21 protein-coding genes are annotated in these 15,932 nt (G+C 41.6%); 7 read left to right on the top strand and 14 right to left on the bottom strand.

Annotated elements, in window-relative coordinates:
* Window positions 1–35: 35 nt before the first annotated feature.
* From PHR02_RS00490 to PHR02_RS00480, 3 genes are read right to left on the bottom strand one after another with little or no spacing between them, the layout of a single operon-like run.
* Window positions 36–1,694: an FAD-dependent oxidoreductase gene (locus tag PHR02_RS00490; protein WP_299987389.1), complete on the bottom strand. Its 1,659-nt coding sequence runs from the start codon at window positions 1,692–1,694 to the stop codon at window positions 36–38.
* Complete coding sequence (locus tag PHR02_RS00485; protein WP_299987387.1) at window positions 1,684–2,805, bottom strand: aldo/keto reductase; 1,122 nt, start codon at window positions 2,803–2,805, stop codon at window positions 1,684–1,686. Before PHR02_RS00485 ends, PHR02_RS00490 begins: the two co-directional genes overlap by 11 nt.
* The gene (locus PHR02_RS00480) at window positions 2,805–3,782 is read right to left on the bottom strand and encodes an iron-sulfur cluster assembly scaffold protein (RefSeq protein WP_299987386.1); all 978 of its coding nucleotides are present in this window, start codon (window positions 3,780–3,782) and stop codon (window positions 2,805–2,807) included. The genes PHR02_RS00485 and PHR02_RS00480 overlap by 1 nt, the downstream gene beginning before the upstream one ends.
* A gap of 207 nt (window positions 3,783–3,989) precedes the next feature.
* Here PHR02_RS00480 and PHR02_RS00475 point away from each other — a divergent pair, with 207 nt between their 5' ends.
* From PHR02_RS00475 to PHR02_RS00450, 6 genes are all read left to right on the top strand, one after another.
* Entirely contained in the window at window positions 3,990–4,385 is a 396-nt protein-coding gene (locus PHR02_RS00475) for a P-II family nitrogen regulator (RefSeq protein ID WP_299987384.1), read from the top strand.
* 93 nt (window positions 4,386–4,478) lie between these two features.
* Window positions 4,479–5,405, top strand: a complete 927-nt coding sequence (locus PHR02_RS00470; protein WP_299987382.1) for a 5'-nucleotidase — start codon at window positions 4,479–4,481, stop codon at window positions 5,403–5,405.
* Between the two features lie 56 nt (window positions 5,406–5,461).
* Entirely contained in the window at window positions 5,462–6,118 is a 657-nt protein-coding gene (locus tag PHR02_RS00465; RefSeq protein ID WP_299987380.1) for a serine protease, read from the top strand.
* Window positions 6,115–6,552, top strand: a complete 438-nt coding sequence (locus PHR02_RS00460; RefSeq protein ID WP_299987378.1) for a hypothetical protein — start codon at window positions 6,115–6,117, stop codon at window positions 6,550–6,552. Before PHR02_RS00465 ends, PHR02_RS00460 begins: the two co-directional genes overlap by 4 nt.
* A 176-nt stretch (window positions 6,553–6,728) precedes the next feature.
* A complete protein-coding gene (locus PHR02_RS00455) occupies window positions 6,729–6,962 on the top strand; it encodes a hypothetical protein (protein ID WP_299987376.1) in 234 nt (77 codons plus the stop codon).
* Window positions 6,952–7,266, top strand: coding sequence for a type II toxin-antitoxin system RelE/ParE family toxin (locus PHR02_RS00450; protein WP_299987374.1), 315 nt, complete (start codon window positions 6,952–6,954; stop codon window positions 7,264–7,266). The genes PHR02_RS00455 and PHR02_RS00450 overlap by 11 nt, the downstream gene beginning before the upstream one ends.
* A 1-nt stretch (window position 7,267) precedes the next feature.
* On the opposite strand, the gene rpoN is transcribed toward PHR02_RS00450, so the two are convergent.
* The 9 genes from rpoN to nifN all read right to left on the bottom strand — a co-directional run bounded on the left by rpoN (window position 7,268) and on the right by nifN (window position 13,324).
* Window positions 7,268–8,533 (bottom strand): RNA polymerase factor sigma-54, encoded by a 1,266-nt coding sequence (rpoN, locus tag PHR02_RS00445; protein ID WP_299987372.1) that lies wholly within the window; start codon window positions 8,531–8,533, stop codon window positions 7,268–7,270.
* Between the two features lie 191 nt (window positions 8,534–8,724).
* On the bottom strand, window positions 8,725–9,015 hold the full coding sequence (locus PHR02_RS00440; protein WP_299987370.1) for a 2Fe-2S iron-sulfur cluster binding domain-containing protein: 291 nt from the start codon (window positions 9,013–9,015) through the stop codon (window positions 8,725–8,727).
* Window positions 9,016–9,091: 76 nt separating this feature from the next.
* On the bottom strand, window positions 9,092–9,475 hold the full coding sequence (locus tag PHR02_RS00435; protein ID WP_299987368.1) for a 2Fe-2S iron-sulfur cluster binding domain-containing protein: 384 nt from the start codon (window positions 9,473–9,475) through the stop codon (window positions 9,092–9,094).
* A 79-nt stretch (window positions 9,476–9,554) separates the two neighbouring features.
* Entirely contained in the window at window positions 9,555–10,061 is a 507-nt protein-coding gene (locus tag PHR02_RS00430; protein WP_299987367.1) for a nitrogen fixation protein NifZ, read from the bottom strand.
* Window positions 10,018–10,392 (bottom strand): nitrogenase-stabilizing/protective protein NifW, encoded by a 375-nt coding sequence (locus PHR02_RS00425; protein ID WP_299987365.1) that lies wholly within the window; start codon window positions 10,390–10,392, stop codon window positions 10,018–10,020. Before PHR02_RS00425 ends, PHR02_RS00430 begins: the two co-directional genes overlap by 44 nt.
* A gap of 147 nt (window positions 10,393–10,539) precedes the next feature.
* The gene (locus tag PHR02_RS00420; RefSeq protein WP_299987363.1) at window positions 10,540–11,055 is read right to left on the bottom strand and encodes a flavodoxin; all 516 of its coding nucleotides are present in this window, start codon (window positions 11,053–11,055) and stop codon (window positions 10,540–10,542) included.
* Between the two features lie 11 nt (window positions 11,056–11,066).
* On the bottom strand, window positions 11,067–11,501 hold the full coding sequence (locus PHR02_RS00415) for a NifX-associated nitrogen fixation protein (RefSeq protein WP_299987361.1): 435 nt from the start codon (window positions 11,499–11,501) through the stop codon (window positions 11,067–11,069).
* An 82-nt stretch (window positions 11,502–11,583) separates the two neighbouring features.
* Window positions 11,584–12,036 (bottom strand): nitrogen fixation protein NifX, encoded by a 453-nt coding sequence (nifX, locus tag PHR02_RS00410; RefSeq protein WP_299987360.1) that lies wholly within the window; start codon window positions 12,034–12,036, stop codon window positions 11,584–11,586.
* Window positions 12,026–13,324: a nitrogenase iron-molybdenum cofactor biosynthesis protein NifN gene (nifN, locus tag PHR02_RS00405; protein WP_299987359.1), complete on the bottom strand. Its 1,299-nt coding sequence runs from the start codon at window positions 13,322–13,324 to the stop codon at window positions 12,026–12,028. The genes nifX and nifN overlap by 11 nt, the downstream gene beginning before the upstream one ends.
* Window positions 13,325–13,391: 67 nt before the next feature.
* Between nifN and PHR02_RS00400 the strand changes: the two genes are divergently transcribed.
* Window positions 13,392–13,811: a hypothetical protein gene (locus PHR02_RS00400; protein WP_299987357.1), complete on the top strand. Its 420-nt coding sequence runs from the start codon at window positions 13,392–13,394 to the stop codon at window positions 13,809–13,811.
* Window positions 13,812–13,868: 57 nt separating this feature from the next.
* Here the strand turns inward: PHR02_RS00400 and dusB are convergent, their stop codons facing one another.
* A complete protein-coding gene (dusB, locus tag PHR02_RS00395; RefSeq protein WP_299987355.1) occupies window positions 13,869–14,858 on the bottom strand; it encodes a tRNA dihydrouridine synthase DusB in 990 nt (329 codons plus the stop codon).
* A 45-nt stretch (window positions 14,859–14,903) separates the two neighbouring features.
* Complete coding sequence (locus PHR02_RS00390) at window positions 14,904–15,926, bottom strand: hypothetical protein (RefSeq protein ID WP_299987353.1); 1,023 nt, start codon at window positions 15,924–15,926, stop codon at window positions 14,904–14,906.
* Between the last annotated feature and the right edge of the window lie 6 nt (window positions 15,927–15,932).

Genomic DNA, 15,932 nt, shown 5'->3' with positions numbered 1-15,932 from the left:
TTAAAATTGTAAATAAACTAAATTCACTACACTACTTACTGTGCATGAAAAAACTGCCGTATCCGGTGCCACCAATCCGATGAGAGATGCCCTTCGAACGTAATCCGTAAAAAGGTGGCTGCGAGGCGACGGATAATCGTATTGACCTCAAAATTTTGATCATCACTTTGCGGAAAATCATCGCGGTAATGAACCCCTCTACTCTCTTCACGCGCTAATGCAGACATTACCATCGACTCAGCTACAGTGAGTGCATTACGGAACTCTATAATTGACATCAATTCAACATTATCATTTCTCTCTTTGTTGACGCAGCACAGACCTGATGTCATTTTCATCAGATAATGAACATATTCAAGAGCATTAGCAAGGGTATCGTGTGTTCGGAAAACACCTGCATTCTTATAAAGGTTATTTCCGAGATTACGGCGCATCGTGTTAATGTTAAAACGACTTTCGCCTTCTAAAATTGCCTCGACATAGCGTGCTTCTTTATCAACAAGCGCGTAATTTATCGGATGAAAATCACCTTTTTTTGCCACACGTGATGCTTCTATTCCGGCGATTCTCCCAAAATAGGCCGCTTCGAGTAAACTATTGCCACCAAGACGGTTCGCACCATGCACACCACTATGAGCACATTCACCGCAAGCAAAAACATTAGGAATATCGGTAGATGTATTATCACGTACCCATATTCCACCCATTGTGTAATGCGCGGATGGCGTAATTGGCAATAGTTCTGTTAGAATATCTATACCTGCTCCCATAAGAGCATGTTTGCGAGCTGATGGGAGTTTTTTATCGATCAACGCTTCGCCCAAATGACGGAAATCAAGATAGACCGTATGTCCCGCTAATTGATGTTTGACGATATCACGGGAGAGTTTATCACGTGTTTGGAGTTCATCCGTAAAACGCTCACCGTTCTCATCGACAATATAAGCACCCTCACCCCGCGCCGCTTCGCTGATAAGTGTACCACTGTTTAAGAGCGTCGTCGGATGAAACTGAACAAACTCCATGTTGCTCAAACGCATTTTGGCTCGTAGTGCAATCGCTATCAAATCACCACTAGATTCTTGGGAATTCGTAGAGTGTCCGCGATAGATCCCCGCAAACCCTCCACCCGCTAAAATCAGTGATTTACAGGCTAAGGCTATAACCTGTGAATCACGACGACGTAATAGAGTAATACCTGAGAGCTGCTCTTTATAGGTAGCGATAGAGAGCATCACATAATTGGGTAATATTTTCACCCCCTCTTTACGGCATTTAACGAGTAAGGTCTGGGTGATCGATGCACCGGTTTTATCCGCGATATAGCAGGTACGTTTTGCCTTCGTCCCCCCAAAGGGGCGTTGAGCGACATTTCCCTCTTCATCGGTATCAAATGCAACCCCCATCTCCTGAAGTTCACGAATAATCTCCTCAGCACCCGTAACCATCGCACTCACCGCACTCAAACGAGCCAGCTTATCAGCCCCTTTGATAGTATCGGCGATATGATCACGACAGGAATCATGGCGAGTCGTTTTCAACACCGCATTGATACCCCCTGAGGCTACAGCTGAGTTGGAGCGCAGTGAATTGCTCTTAGAGATAAGGGCAACATTCAAACCGGCTCGCCGTGCATAAAGAGCTGCATAGAGACCCGATATTCCACTCCCGACTACGATGACGTCATACAGCATACGCACCCCTCATAAGTGTGTTAACCGCATCGACAGATGCACTCGGCAAATATCCCAAAACAGCGTTATCCATCACATGAGCAGGATCAACCGCACCGAAGATAGCACTGATCCCACCGGCTGAGCGGGCAAACTGCAACGCACTCGCCACATCATTCAACTCACCCGTATTCAGGAGTTCTCCAACATTTGCCGCAAAAGGGCGTTTAAACAGATTTTTCTGCAAGAGTGCGGAGGAACCGATAAAAGTTAAGCCATAGCGTGCACACGCATGCATCATCGGATAAAACATTCCATCATCACACTGCTGGTTGGCATAGCCATACGCATGAGGTTTCGCAAGATTGAACGGACTTTGGATATATTTAAAGCCGTGATCTTCTCCACCAGCGCGACGAGCGATCTCGACTACTTTTGAGAGTGATATATATTCGGTATGATCCGCTTCATATAAAAATCCGTTCCATGCCGCTATCCCGTAAGAGACGATTTTCCCCTCAGCTCTTAAGAGTTCAAATTCTCTAAATGCCGCTTCGATTCGAGCGTAAAAAGTCTCATGATCGACGTAACCGAGCTGTGTTTCGGGATTATGGAGATACAAAATATCGATGCACTCCAGCTCCATATTGCGTAACGACTGCTCACAGCTCCAGCGCAGATATGCAGGTGCCATACAGTGCTGATCGATTACGATCTCCTCTTTTGTTGCTAATCCGCTCTTAATAATATTCTCTTGTATCCATCCGTAAGGATTATCTGGAAACGGAAAATCGAGGGGGATAAACCCTGCTTTTGAAGCGATAATCACCTCTTGACGTGTAATCTCTCCCTCTGCGAACATATCATTCAATGCTTCAGCTATCTCGCGCTCAGAGATTTGGTATCGGTAGTTGATCGCCGTATCGATCAGGTTAATCCCATGCCGAAGAGCCATTTTGATCGCTGAGCCGAAGTTGATAATATAATTATCTTCTTTATACGGCTCCGGTTTGTAGGTTCCGATCCCGAGTGAAGGGAAAAAGAGTTCTCCGTTAAAACGGTAAAAATCTTTTGAATAGTTACCAAATTTTTTGAGATACCCAAATGTACCTTCTTTCGTTGCTCGTGACATTAGACCACCATTACTCGTAAGTTTGTTTTGAGTTTAAAGTTTAGCATATCTTGCATACCGGCAAGTGTTGTTGTGGTGTTCATCGAACAGCTCATACACTCCCCTTTGTACTGGATGTAGAGTTCGTGTTCTCCATCTGTTTCTTTGAGATCGATCACTTCAACATCCCCATGGTCAGCTTTGAGAGTAGGACGAATATACTCTTCGAGGATCGATTCGATACTGCGGAGTTTTTGTACCAAACTCATCGCATTAAAGTTACCGTCCCCTTTTGCCTCTTTGATTTTTTTACTGATCGCCTCTTTTTGTAGCTCAGCGCTGATTTCAGCCAACATATCGACGAGGTAAACATCTTTTTTCTCATGTCCGCCCGGTTTGATACATGATTTACAGAATCCGCCTGCTTTGGTGTAGTCGGTGATTTGCTCGATTGTTTCAAGTTTGTTTAGGCGAATCACCTCTTTGAGGGTATCGAGACTCACACGTGCACATTCACACACGATAAATTCGGTCTCGAATTCGGACATATCGACACCTTTATAGATTGATGCCGCTTTTTTAATAACATCATACGCCATAACCGAACAGTGCATTTTTTGCCCAGGAACTGCCGGAATATCTTCCTCATCACGGAGCGCTTTTTCGACATCGATGTTGGTGATTTTGAGTGCCTCATCAACCGTTTTTTCCATACAGAGTTCTGCCATCATGTCAGAACTTGCGATCGCTGTACCACACCCGAAGCTTTTAAATCGGCTTTTAACGATTACATCATTTTTAGGATCGATCATCCAGTACAAACGTACCGCATCTCCACAGCTCTCAGCACCGAAATCAGCAATAATCAGCTTCTTATCCGCAGCATCTGCCTCTTCTTGAGTAATCTCACCCATGTTGATCGGATCATTCATCCGTCGTTGTACTTCAGTTGAATACTCTTCCCATAATGCTCCGCCGATCAATGTATCTCTAGCCATAATGTGCTCCTGTAAATGGATTATATTTCTAAACCATTGCAAGTGCTGTTCTTATTCGGCCATGACAATTTTGTAGCATAATTTTTTGAGAACACTCTATGCATTCTATTTTCAAAAGTTGATTAATTTATAAGCAGTAAAAAAGTGAATACTCACTCATTTTCAACCTATAATGACACATCAACAAACCACTTAAAGGGGTCCAAAATGGTCCAGATTACTGCTGTATTTAACAAACACTGTCTTAATGATGTTCTTCGTGAATTATTCGATAATGAGATCGAAGGTGTCACCGTTACAGATGTCATCGGAAAAGGTTCTCTCGGAATCGCCGAAAAAAATAATGCCCCCGATTTATACCCAAAAGTGATGATTATTGTCGTTGTATCAAGCGATAAAACAAAAGAGACAACTATGGAAGCGATCCGCGCTCATACACAAGATTTAGGTCACGGTGCAGGGAAAATGTGGGTGACTCCGGTTCTCGAAGTTGAGCGTATCCGTACAGGGGAAAAAGACGAGTCAGCACTCACTCAACCGATCCCGCGCGCAACCGTTAAAAGCAATACTTTCTTCACCGCAGTCGATACCCCATCTAGCTAATAGTGCTATAATATCCGCAATTAATTTCCGTTGCGGAGCATGAACTTCTCACCTGCACTCATGACTTCATCATAAAACAATAAGGGTTAGCGAATGGGGTATGATTTAGAAAACAAACTTGTTATTGCCATCTCATCGAGGGCATTGTTCTCTTTAGAAGAAGAAAATAGAATTTTTGAGAAACAAGGGCTAAAAGAGTACTACCAACATCAGCTCGAAAAAGAGCATGATATCCTGCAACCCGGTACCGCCTTCGATCTCGTCAACAACTTTTTGGCGATCAATACCCTGTTTGATGATGGAAAACACATCGAAGTCATTATCATCTCACGCAACAATGCTGCCACCAGCTTACGGATCACCAAATCGATCGAAGCTTATAATCTCGATATCGTCCGCTCAGCTTGGACGGGTGGAGAAAGAATCTCCAAATATCTATTACCTTTCAAAGTCGATCTCTTTTTATCCGCCTACGAAGACGATGTGCGTGATGCGATCGATGTCGGAATTGCCGCCGCGAGGATTTTACCGTTTGAGGGGGATCGACAAACACCCCTTTCTCATCAAGTGCGCATCGCGTTTGACGGCGACGCAGTTTTATTTTCAGACGAATCGGAACAAATCTACAAACTCCAAGGGCTAGATGCCTTCATCGCCCACGAAAAAGAGAACGTCAGCAAATCACTCCCCGATGGCCCGTTCGCCAAATTACTACGGGTTATCTCCAAAATCCAAACCAATTTCCCCGATGATACCTCTGCCCCGATCCGAACCGCCCTCATCACCGCCCGCAACTCACCCGCCCATGAGAGGGTTATACGGACGTTAAATGAATGGGGAGTCCGTATCGATGAGGCCTTTTTTCTAGGGGGTGTCGATAAATACGAAATCGTAAAAGCGTTTCAAGCGGACATCTTCTTCGACGATCAAGACGTTCATCTCGAAAAAACCTCCAAAGAGACCCCCAGCGCAAAAGTCCCCTATTTCTCTTCTTCGCCGCTTTCAGAGAATCAAAGCTGATTAGTAATAAGGTATAATCTCTATAATGAATTTCCGTTATTAACAAGGATTATTAAATGATTCACTCGAAATATCAATTAAATCAACTTGTTCTTCCTATTGGACAGATTACAGAAACAGGTATCAGCATATTAGGTAGTTGTTTTATAGTCGCACATAAGGTTTTATGTACAGCATACCACAATGTTGCTGGACTAGATAATCTTGGAATTATCATGCCTAAGATCAAGTCGATTAATGATTTTCAAGATTATTCTGACAAATCATGCAATATAACGAAACTTGAAATATACAAAATCAACCCACATCGGGACATTGCACTTCTAATAGTCATGGGAGAAGATAAAGGAGATGAAATCTTTAATTTCTCGACGTCAAATATTCTCGATAAATCAATTATTGTTGGTTATCCTCATTCAGCTGAAGATACAAATGGAAGAAATATTCTTACTTTCCAAGAAACAAAAATTGGTGCAAAAATTTTACTTGATTCAGAAATTGGAAAAGTGAAAAATAAAAACTACATCTTAAATATCCAATCTCGACCTGGACAATCAGGCAGTCCTGTTTTTGACAAAGACTACAATGTGATTGCCATGATTATCGGTGGATTTAAATATCAAAATGGAGCTACAATAAATGGCATTGACCCATCATCACTGAATCAAACTACCTATGCAATATCATCTGAATATATCAAGGAAATGTTATGAATATAAAAGAAGTTTTTGAAGATTTTAAAATTGAAGACTATTTAGAACAGTATCAATTATCTATAATCAATGAAATGCGTCAAAACGGATTAGATGATGATACTATCATGCAAAGCTTTTTAGAAGTTCCAAATCAACAATCTATACAATCTTTTGGTGGTGGAAATACAATTTCAACGATAACTATACAGGTAATTAAAAAAGAATTTTTTGATCTACTATGTGGAGAAAAATATGCTGATGAAAGACAAAAAATTTACGACTCCAAAACACAAAAATTAATTACTATTGGCATTACAGCTAAATTAGCTACAATTTTGACGATTAGTCAAGCTACAATTTTTCCAGTTATTGTTTTATTACTGCCTCTCATCAAAAAGTTTGGATGTGAAAGCTATAGCTCAATACAGCAAGAGCTTTCGCGATCAGAATAATTTTATATCAACCCGATTTACACTGCCAGATGTACCTGTGGAGTGATCACCAACCCTACTTTCAGCACTTTTTACGCTAAAACATGAAGCCGCAATATCATCGAGAGCACTAATCGAATATTGCGAATATAAACGCAGTTTGAGATATAATTAAGGAATTAAAACGGAGGTGGGATATGCTTTTAACTATCGATATTCGCGAAAGTGCCTACGATAAAGTACTGTATTTTCTGAATAATCTCAAAGGCGACGTTGAGATCGTCAAGCGTGACTATACCGAGCCGACAAAAGAAGAGATTATAGATCACATCAAAGAAGCGCTCCAAGAAGTCAAACTCATCCAAGAGGGGCAATTACCGAGTCAAGGGAGTTTGCAAAATCTCATTGATGAGTTAAAACATGCGAATTGAGCCATCGCCACGGTTCATTAAAGACGCAAAGACTCTCGCTAAAAAATACAAAAAACTTTCCGACGATTTAGAATTTCTCCAAAAAACACTTTTAGAAAACCCCTTATCAGGGACACCTCTCGGAAATAATATCTTTAAAATTCGCATCCCGAACTCATCGATTCCAACAGGTAAAAGTGGTGGCTTTCGGGTTATCACCTATTATTTATCCGAAGAGATACTCTTTCTCCTCACAATCTATTCTAAAAGTGATCGCGAATCGATCAGCAGCAGTGTGATTGACTCTATTGTAGAGAATTTGTAGTTTATAGCAATTCCAACTTATACAAAAACAACCGTTCTTTGTAGGATGGAATGTCGAGTTCTTGTCGGTATTTCGCGATAACACGGCGAACCATTTTTACCCCGAAGCGCTCTTCAATCATCTCGTGTAAACTTTTATCACTAAACGGATCATCTTTGTTTTCACTTCCTACCAAACGTTTAAGAAAATGTTTAATCTCAGAGGTGGAAACTTCTCCAATCGAGTTAGAGAAAAAATCTTTAAACGCATACAACCCACGCTCTGTTTGGATGTATTTGTCGGCGATAGCGCGAGAGATCGTCGATTCGTTAAATCCTAGCTCATCTGCGACGTCTTGGAGGCGGAGCGGTTTGAGCTCTCCCCCCATGAAAAAGGAGTATTGTTTTTCGAGCAATACCAATGCAACGTTATAGAGTGTCGCTTTTCGTAAATCGAGGAGCTTGACGAGTTCTCGCGCCTCTTTGAACTTTTGCTTTGCAAAATTGTCGTATTTATCGATCAAGTTGACCTGTAAATCGGGATAAAAGGCGTGATTGATTCGAATATTGAGTTCTGCACCTGAGAATTCGACAAACAAATCAGGGGTGATCTGCGTCTCAGGTTCCATGTATTCCAATGCCGGTGGATTTTTGAGATGCTGCAATACGTGTTTGGCATCATGCAATCTCGGATGCTTGATAAATTTTTCCATTTTATCAAACTGCAAAATCATTGCACCGAGTAAAATAGAGAGTTCATCATCGAGATCATGATCACTGAGCTGAAATAAAAAGGACTCTTTGTAATCCATCGCCCCGACACCGGATGGTTCTAAATGGGCGAACCGTTGGCGTACACGCTCTACCGTATGAACATCTGTATCACACTGCTGTGCAACCTCTTCGACTGAGCCTTCAAAATACCCTTCATCATTGATGTAGTAGATAATCTGACGGGCAATTTTTTGGGATATCGGTGTCGGAAAAAGAGGAGCTACAATCTGCTCATCAAGTTTCTCGTACAGCGAAGTCGATGAGATGCTAAGCCATTCAATTTGTTCACTAGATGCATTAGAGACATAGTTTTGAAAAGCACCATACGCAGCACTACCGCCCGCCCCTGTGTTGGACTCTTCAAAGCCCGATTTTACCTCTAGACAAGGGTTTTCGTTTGTAATAACTTGCAGATGTTTTTCGAGATCATTCAGGGAGCATTGTAGTAGCGGTAACCACGTCTGCATCGAGAGACGCGGGAGTTGCTTTTGCTTGTAAGATAATGTTGTTTGCATAATAAGCCACCTAAAAAATATACACTTTTTATAAGATCAAATGCATATTTTGTTCTTATGAAAATTATAGGATTATTTTAGGCAATTAGGTGATTAAAAAATAGGCAGAATGTTGTCATCCCCGACTTGATCGGGGATCCATAGTTAAAAGTATCTGGATTCCCAATCTAGTTGGGAATGACGACGTGGGATTAGTATTTAATGCGTACCAATCCGTTTGGTGCGACGACTTTCATTTGACAAGCAAGACGAGCTTTAGGGTTACTCTCATTAAGTGTTTTAAGTACCGCTTTTTCTTTTTCGTTGATTTCACTCATGTATTCCATACCTGATTCAATCATTACGACACATGTGCCGCATTCACCATCACGACATCCGAATGGAAGTGCACTTCCTGAAGCTTCTACGATATCTTGGATCGTTTTGCCCGGTTGGACGTTGATCGCCAAAAAGTCATTCATAATTTCTACGCGTGTTGTCATCCCAACTCCTTTAATGATTATGATTTTGCACTAAACGAACGGTATTCGTCTAGAGGTTAGCCCGAAGGCAGCCGCTTTAGTTAAATGGTTTAACTAAAATAGAGGTGTTTTTGATCGCACATTGACAGGCTAAACGTACCGGAGTCGGACGGTTATACTGTTGAGCAATTTCTGCCTCTTTTTTAGAGATGGCACCCATTTGCATCAATGTTTCAAGCTCTTTATCATCCATGTAAACAGCTTGTCCTTTAGATGAATAATCTTCCGTTGTTGAAGCTATTGCTTCATCATGAGATATCTCTTCTACGCGAACTGCACAGCTAGCACACATACCGTCTTTACAATCTGACGGAATAGAGATGCCGTTACTCTGAGCTACACGTAATAAAACATCACCGGTCTTAGCGAAAACACGTTTGTCTTGTTTTTCACCAAATCCACAAAAAATGACACTTACCATCTTAACCTCCTCCAATTTTCCTAAAAGAGACTTATATCAAGTATCTAATAAGGCATATACTAATCCCAAAAAGTGTTGATTACTCTCCCTCTTCTTGAGATTGCGCCGCTTGCATTGCAGCACGCGCGGCTCGATGTTCTTTGAGCCATTTTAACTCTTCAGCAACTTCATCGTATCCATCTTCTTCGAGTGCATTTTCAAGCTCCGCTTCACGACAGCCAAACGTCATCCCCTCTTCGATAAAGTTTACTTCATACACTCGAATGGTCTGCAAAAAATCACCTATTTTTCGTACATACCCTTCCGAACCAGCGTCAACAAGTACATCTCCGACGCGTGCATGAGGATAGGTTCCATCATTACGAATCGCTTTTACGAGTCGAACGCGTTGACCGACTCTAAAAACAGAAAGAATCTCATCCTTGGTCGACATTTTATAAAGATTGGTTTTACGTGCCTCATTATTGATAGGCATGGTTTCGCTATCACGCTCACACGACTCCAACCCAGCTTGGGCAGAATCTGCTCTCTCTTCTAGAAAATTAGAAAGAGAGTGTGGCTGTGCTGGTACAGGCGTGGTTTCCATTACTGACCTCCTCTACATCACTACAGCTTCCTGACGTTGAACACGTCCCGCAAGCACTTGGATTATCAAACATTGCCCACACATCGGCGGCTGATGGGCTGTAGCCGTTTTCAAAATTTTTATAAACGGTCAATAGAGCAAAACGATAATATTCAAGAAGTTTTGTTTCACTCCCCATGTCATGACCTGTAGCTTTTTCGACGAGTTCACCAAATTTTTTCATGATATGAAATCGCTTTGAATTCACAAGACGTTCATCGTATTCCAAATCAAAAAATTCAAAGAAATCTTCAGTATCGGTTATGGTTTTAAATTCGGCTAATGTTCCCATCGTATGCTCCCTGTATCTAAAATATGATGCAACCTAATGAGCAAAGCCCATTTAGTTGGCAAGGACAATTTTGTCCTTTGCAATCCCCTAAAGCTTTTCGCATAAATTGCGAAAGAATAATTCTGTTATCCATATGCAATTTTGACTCTACAGCCCCATTTCACTTTTTAGCTGACTTGCCCACTCTTTAACACGATCTTCTGTCAAATCTTCTTGATTAACATCATCGATCCCTAAACCGCAAAATTTACCCTCACGCTCAGCAAGAGAAAACTTATACTCATACCCCTCTGTTGAGGTAAATCCGTATGCGCTCGCCCCTAAAGAGGTAAAAAGATCATGCATTTTCCCCAAAGCACTTAAAAAATGCTCACCGTGTGTTTTTTGATCACCGGCACCGAAAAAGGCTACTTTTTTGCCATCCAAATCAGGACGGTCATTACTCAAATCGTACAATGGGTCAACCCAATCACGTTGAGGATCACCTTGTCCCCATGTTGAAGAACCGAGAATTAATACGTCGAAATCTTCAAACTGTTCAATCCCATCAAAATCTTCTTCCATATCGATAAGTTCAGCACCTTTGAACTCATCACTCAGAAGTTCTGCCGCACCTCGTGTGACACCGCTGCTGCTACCGAAAAAAATACCGACTTTTGACATATTTAGACCCCTTATCCTTGATTTTTACATGGTTGATATTGTTCATAAACAGCAATAGCATTGGCTAAGTGTTTATCACCGTCTTCAAATAACGCTTCGAGTGTACGAAAACCAAAACGGTGCGCGTCTTTAAAATATTTGTCGACGATACAGATACGATCCGCGATAACCGCACAACGACCGAAACCCTCATGACTCATTTCCATAATAACGTTGCACACTACGCCGGTTTTACGCTCAAAAGCCAAAGCAAGCGCTTTATAGATCATTTTGATATCATTAGTTAACATCTCATCAATGTCTGCTATCAAAGGGATTGTTTTTAAATCTTCTTTGGTTTTAACGTACTTTTTAATTAACAACTCATCATCACTGATTCGTGACCAATTCCCAAACTGATCAAGTGCTCGGATTTGACGTATTAGTTCTGTTCCAAATTCATTCATTGTTTTTCTGCTTTCATTTTAATATCTTTTAAACACTATGTTCACTCCATACAGTAGCTCAACCGTGTTACTGTACTTTTACCTACTCGCCCTCAGCCCATCGATCCTGTCGAACATCATGTTCAGTTTTCATTTGTATGATGTTTTTAACCCACGGTGGTGGATTACCGTTGATCATCGCCACCAAACTTTTAAGTAAGTCTTCGATCAAGGTCGGTTCATTCACTTTCATAGGATGAATCCCTGAACGGATCACTTTTGCAGCAGCCGTTCCGCCGATGCTCTCACAATACATGATGTTAACCCCTTTAAGTGCGCGAACACGAAAATCAGTCTTGTCATCATCTTCAAGTTCAGCAGTATCCGTTTTAATCACTTCAGAAACTTCGTAGCCATCTTTGGAAACGTTGTAGACTACAAATTCTTTGGCTCCGCCGAAATGAGCATTCACCTCTTCCATATCTTTAGTTGCAAATGCAACACGTAATGCGCTATTCATTGTCCCATTCCCCTCTACTGTGATTTTAGTGTTCATGTTTAACCTTTCTCAACGAATTTGCAATCTCAAATAAAAAATAAGTGCTTCCCTCATACAACTGATCGTTCTTGAGCTGGTTACCTAACTCTTCATAATTAGGGAAACCTCGGATCACGAGTGCCGTATTGTGATAAGAGTGCAAGATTCGTTCTGCATGAAAATTGCTGATAACCATATCTGCACCCTCGAAAAACTGCCGCGCATCTTCTAAATCTCCTACAAATACTTTCTCTGCTTCGATCAGATGGAGAGAGTCACTAAACGTCGTAGATACCGCCGCATCAATGGTTCCTCCTACGCTTCGAAGCAATGCACAAATCCCCACTAGCATATCCGGCTCACCCGTAACGACAAAATGAGAGCTCCCGATCAGGAAATGAGCATCGAGCATTGCATCTTGCAAACGTGACCGCCATCGCTTCATCAGAGGTTTAGGATCGGTGTGTCGTATTTTCATAAGCGCTGCGACAAAATTGTCACATCCATCCAATCCCATCAAATGATCAAAATGGAGATGCTCGACAAGAGGGTTCTTTTTCTGAAGTGCAAGAGCCGATTTTTTCATCGAAGTTCCAATACTGATGACGACACTAGAAGTGGCTAAATCACGAATCTGATCTACCGTTATCCCCCCATTAGCGAGTTTCCCCTGCCCCGCTTCCCAATATCCATCCAAAGAGGTAGAGAGATCAGGGAGAGCATAGGTCTCAAACCCGAAATCCTCACATAAACATTTGATTTTCTCCACCTCGATCGGCTGCATACTCAAATGAGGTAAAAAGACGAGTTTATTGGTTTTCACCTCGGTAGCTGCCTCAGTGAGCTGTTCGATCATCGCGGTGACGGTGAGTGACCATCCACTCTCCATCCCTCCCTCATAATCGGGAGTGTTTACAAACACATAAGGAATCTCAATATGCATCCCCACACCGCGAACATCATCCCCTTTTGTCTCTGTCAAACCTGTCGTATGCAGACCGATCATGCTGGGTTTGAGGTTTTTCTCTTTGTTTTGGATGTTTTCTATCGCCATTAAAATCGAGTAATCTCCGCCATCGAGTACAGCAGTAATATCGCTAACGGAGGTGTTGTTAATCGCGATAGGCTCGTTGAAATGGCGGGTAAAAAAGACTTTCGTATACGAAGCACACCCTTGCGCGGAGTGCATGAGAGGCATACAATCTTTTACCCCTAAATACGCGAGGGTTGCCCCCATGGGCTGGGAGTGTTTGATCGGGTTGACTTGAAGCGGTTTATGTTCTTTATGAGTGAGGGAAAATTCCATGACAACTCCTTAATTGCCATTGCTATTGCAAGAAGTGTGCGAGAAAGCTATAATCGTTTAAAAAATAATGAGGAAAAATACTATTCTAAGAATTTTTTTCTACTGTTGGGCTTTTCCCAATACATTTATCGGTCTTATTATCACTCTGATAAATAAAATAAGCGGAGGAGAAGAGCGTATTGTTTCTGGCGTGCTGGAGGTTCATGGAGCATTTATCTCACTGTTACTCAAGCGCTGTATTCCATTAAAATCAGATGCTTTAGCTTTGACACTCGGTCATGTGGTGTTGGGGCAAAGTTTAGAAATTTTAGAGCGTACACGAGAACATGAGCGTGTACATGTAAAACAGTATGAGAGATATGGTCTCTTTTTTCTCCCTCTTTATGCTCTTGCAACTCTTGTCGCGTGGATGCAGGGAAAACGCCCTTATCGAGATAACTGCTTTGAGATCGAAGCTTACGATAACAGCACGATCGATTATTTTTGAATCATATACTTCTGATAGGGGTTAAATATCCCTATCGTAGCTTATATTAAATCAGATTCAACACTCGCATTTCATATCAGAGGCTTTAAACCCTTCGGCAATCTGCCGATGAGTGAGAAAAAACTCATCAACTACAGCACGAAAATGTGCAGGATCGTCAATACGGTTTACGAGATCACGCAATGCAGATGCCCCTTCGTACCCTTTTGAATAGGTATGGACGTGTTTACGAAACGTTACAACACCCCGAGGACCGTAAAAGCGCACCATACCGTCCAAATGTTCCATAATGATCGCGTGTTTGATCATCGGATCAACGGTCGCACTTCCGGTTTTTAGCTGATGAAAAATCCAGGGTGCGCCGACCGCCCCGCGACCGATCATCACTCCATCAGCTTTGGTATGTTCTAACACCCATTGCGCTTTTTCAAAAGAGTCAATATCCCCATTCGCAATGACGGGGATACTAACAGCGGCTTTAATCTCAGCAATGGCATCGTAGTCAACCGGAGCTTTAAATTTCCCAGCACGAGTACGTCCGTGAACGGCCAGAAAATCAGCACCGCACTCTTGCACCAATTTAGCAATCTCAATATGATTTTTCGATTCAAATCCCAGACGAATTTTGACACTCAGTGTTGATTTATTGGAGGTTTTTTTAATCGTTTCGATGATCTGTGCCATACGGGGTAAATCTGCTAGCAAGGAGCTTCCTGAGCCGTGTGAAACGATTTTAGGAACCGGACATCCACAGTTAAGATCAATGATATCAATATCCTCAACAGTGTTTAGAATTTCAACCGCGCGGCGTACAATCTCTTCTTCAGAACCGGCAATTTGAACCGAATACGGATCTTCATTCGGACTCCGTTCTAACATTTTAAGGGTTTTTACAGAACCGTGTGCGAGAGCATTAGAACTAAGCATTTCACTTACCGTTAAGTCGGCACCAAATTTTTTAACAACGTTACGAAACGGTAAATCGGTGTATCCGGCCAACGGGGCAAGGGCATAGAGGGGATTAGAAAAGTCAAGTTTGGGAGTCATCTGTATTAACCTTGAGGAAAGAAGGAGCGCTGTTTCGCCCCTTTTTTAGCAATTTCTGCGTAAAAAAATCGCGATATCGTAGTGCTTGTTAGCACGTTTAAGATCACGATACGCTTTAAAAATCAAATAATCATTACTCGATGTAGTGTTCAGAATTTCGTTTGCTGTATCAATCATTTGTAAATCATACAGTGTATACAAATACCCTTCCATAGCATCATCATTGTGTTCACTTAACATTTCAAACAAGCGAATACGTTGCTCTGGAACCATGTTTTTAGACATCGCTTCAGAGAGATCGATCCAGTCATTGCCACTTAGTTTCAGTGAACTGAAAATAGTAGCCAACTCTTCATTACTGATTTGAATCCCGTTTTCACTCGCATTAATGCGTTGAACGAAATCAATCAAAGAAGATTTTGTAAAGAGATGTTTGAACTTAATTACCGAACCGACTGAAGCGGTTTTAACATACGATTCATACGCTTTTGCACAGACAATTTCACCATAGCTATCAGGTCGTGAAAGAATACTATCAGCATCCATTTCACCGCGTTCAAATCGGTTCAAATTATTTTGAATCGCTATTGATGTTGTTGAAGGCAAATGGAACTTTTTGATATCAACTTTTTTCTTCTCTTTCACATCACGCATTAATTCGAGGGCTTCATCGATTTTCTCATTACCAACGATACGAAGTGTTTCATAAGGGAGGATCAAAGCATTATCAATCAATTTTCCCATCAGTTTGTAAGCATCACTTTTGTACACATAGTTACGATCATTGACTCCGAGTAATGAGTCACGAAGCGCGTCGACCATCTTTTCATGATCTTTGCTCAAACGACGTAGCTTATAATTACCCACCAATGCATAAACACCCATATGGAGCAAACTGGCAAGGTACATGATGATTAAAGGGACAACGACCCAAAATGCAACCGGAAGATTCGGAAAATGCATCCCCAACAAATCAAATGATAATGATCCGTTATCGATTGAATAGACCGCAGCAGCGACCAAAATCATCAAGATAAAGGATGCAATGCTATACCGTTTCAGTTGCATTTTTTC

It is taken from the genome of Sulfuricurvum sp. (assembly GCF_028688295.1).
Taxonomy (GTDB): domain Bacteria; phylum Campylobacterota; class Campylobacteria; order Campylobacterales; family Sulfurimonadaceae; genus Sulfuricurvum.
The sequence above is the reverse complement of the archived record's forward strand: the minus strand, read 5'-3'. Positions and strand labels throughout refer to the sequence as shown.

Bases quoted from the DNA above. Each gene is read 5' to 3' on its own strand.
- PHR02_RS00480 (WP_299987386.1), bottom strand. From the start codon at position 3,782: ATGGCTAGAGATACATTGATCGGCGGAGCATTATGGGAAGAGTATTCA.
- PHR02_RS00490 (WP_299987389.1), bottom strand. From the start codon at position 1,694: ATGCTGTATGACGTCATCGTAGTCGGGAGTGGAATATCGGGTCTCTAT.
- PHR02_RS00390 (WP_299987353.1), bottom strand. From the start codon at position 15,926: ATGCAACTGAAACGGTATAGCATTGCATCCTTTATCTTGATGATTTTG.
- rpoN (WP_299987372.1), bottom strand. From the start codon at position 8,533: ATGCAAACAACATTATCTTACAAGCAAAAGCAACTCCCGCGTCTCTCG.
- PHR02_RS00485 (WP_299987387.1), bottom strand. From the start codon at position 2,805: ATGTCACGAGCAACGAAAGAAGGTACATTTGGGTATCTCAAAAAATTT.
- PHR02_RS00440 (WP_299987370.1), bottom strand. From the start codon at position 9,015: ATGACAACACGCGTAGAAATTATGAATGACTTTTTGGCGATCAACGTC.
- PHR02_RS00420 (WP_299987363.1), bottom strand. From the start codon at position 11,055: ATGTCAAAAGTCGGTATTTTTTTCGGTAGCAGCAGCGGTGTCACACGA.
- nifN (WP_299987359.1), bottom strand. From the start codon at position 13,324: ATGGAATTTTCCCTCACTCATAAAGAACATAAACCGCTTCAAGTCAAC.
- PHR02_RS00435 (WP_299987368.1), bottom strand. From the start codon at position 9,475: ATGGTAAGTGTCATTTTTTGTGGATTTGGTGAAAAACAAGACAAACGT.
- dusB (WP_299987355.1), bottom strand. From the start codon at position 14,858: ATGACTCCCAAACTTGACTTTTCTAATCCCCTCTATGCCCTTGCCCCG.
- PHR02_RS00415 (WP_299987361.1), bottom strand. From the start codon at position 11,501: ATGAATGAATTTGGAACAGAACTAATACGTCAAATCCGAGCACTTGAT.
- nifX (WP_299987360.1), bottom strand. From the start codon at position 12,036: ATGAACACTAAAATCACAGTAGAGGGGAATGGGACAATGAATAGCGCA.
- PHR02_RS00470 (WP_299987382.1), top strand. From the start codon at position 4,479: ATGGGGTATGATTTAGAAAACAAACTTGTTATTGCCATCTCATCGAGG.
- PHR02_RS00400 (WP_299987357.1), top strand. From the start codon at position 13,392: ATGAGGAAAAATACTATTCTAAGAATTTTTTTCTACTGTTGGGCTTTT.
- PHR02_RS00475 (WP_299987384.1), top strand. From the start codon at position 3,990: ATGGTCCAGATTACTGCTGTATTTAACAAACACTGTCTTAATGATGTT.
- PHR02_RS00460 (WP_299987378.1), top strand. From the start codon at position 6,115: ATGAATATAAAAGAAGTTTTTGAAGATTTTAAAATTGAAGACTATTTA.
- PHR02_RS00450 (WP_299987374.1), top strand. From the start codon at position 6,952: ATGCGAATTGAGCCATCGCCACGGTTCATTAAAGACGCAAAGACTCTC.
- PHR02_RS00455 (WP_299987376.1), top strand. From the start codon at position 6,729: ATGCTTTTAACTATCGATATTCGCGAAAGTGCCTACGATAAAGTACTG.
- PHR02_RS00425 (WP_299987365.1), bottom strand. From the start codon at position 10,392: ATGGGAACATTAGCCGAATTTAAAACCATAACCGATACTGAAGATTTC.
- PHR02_RS00430 (WP_299987367.1), bottom strand. From the start codon at position 10,061: ATGGAAACCACGCCTGTACCAGCACAGCCACACTCTCTTTCTAATTTT.
- PHR02_RS00465 (WP_299987380.1), top strand. From the start codon at position 5,462: ATGATTCACTCGAAATATCAATTAAATCAACTTGTTCTTCCTATTGGA.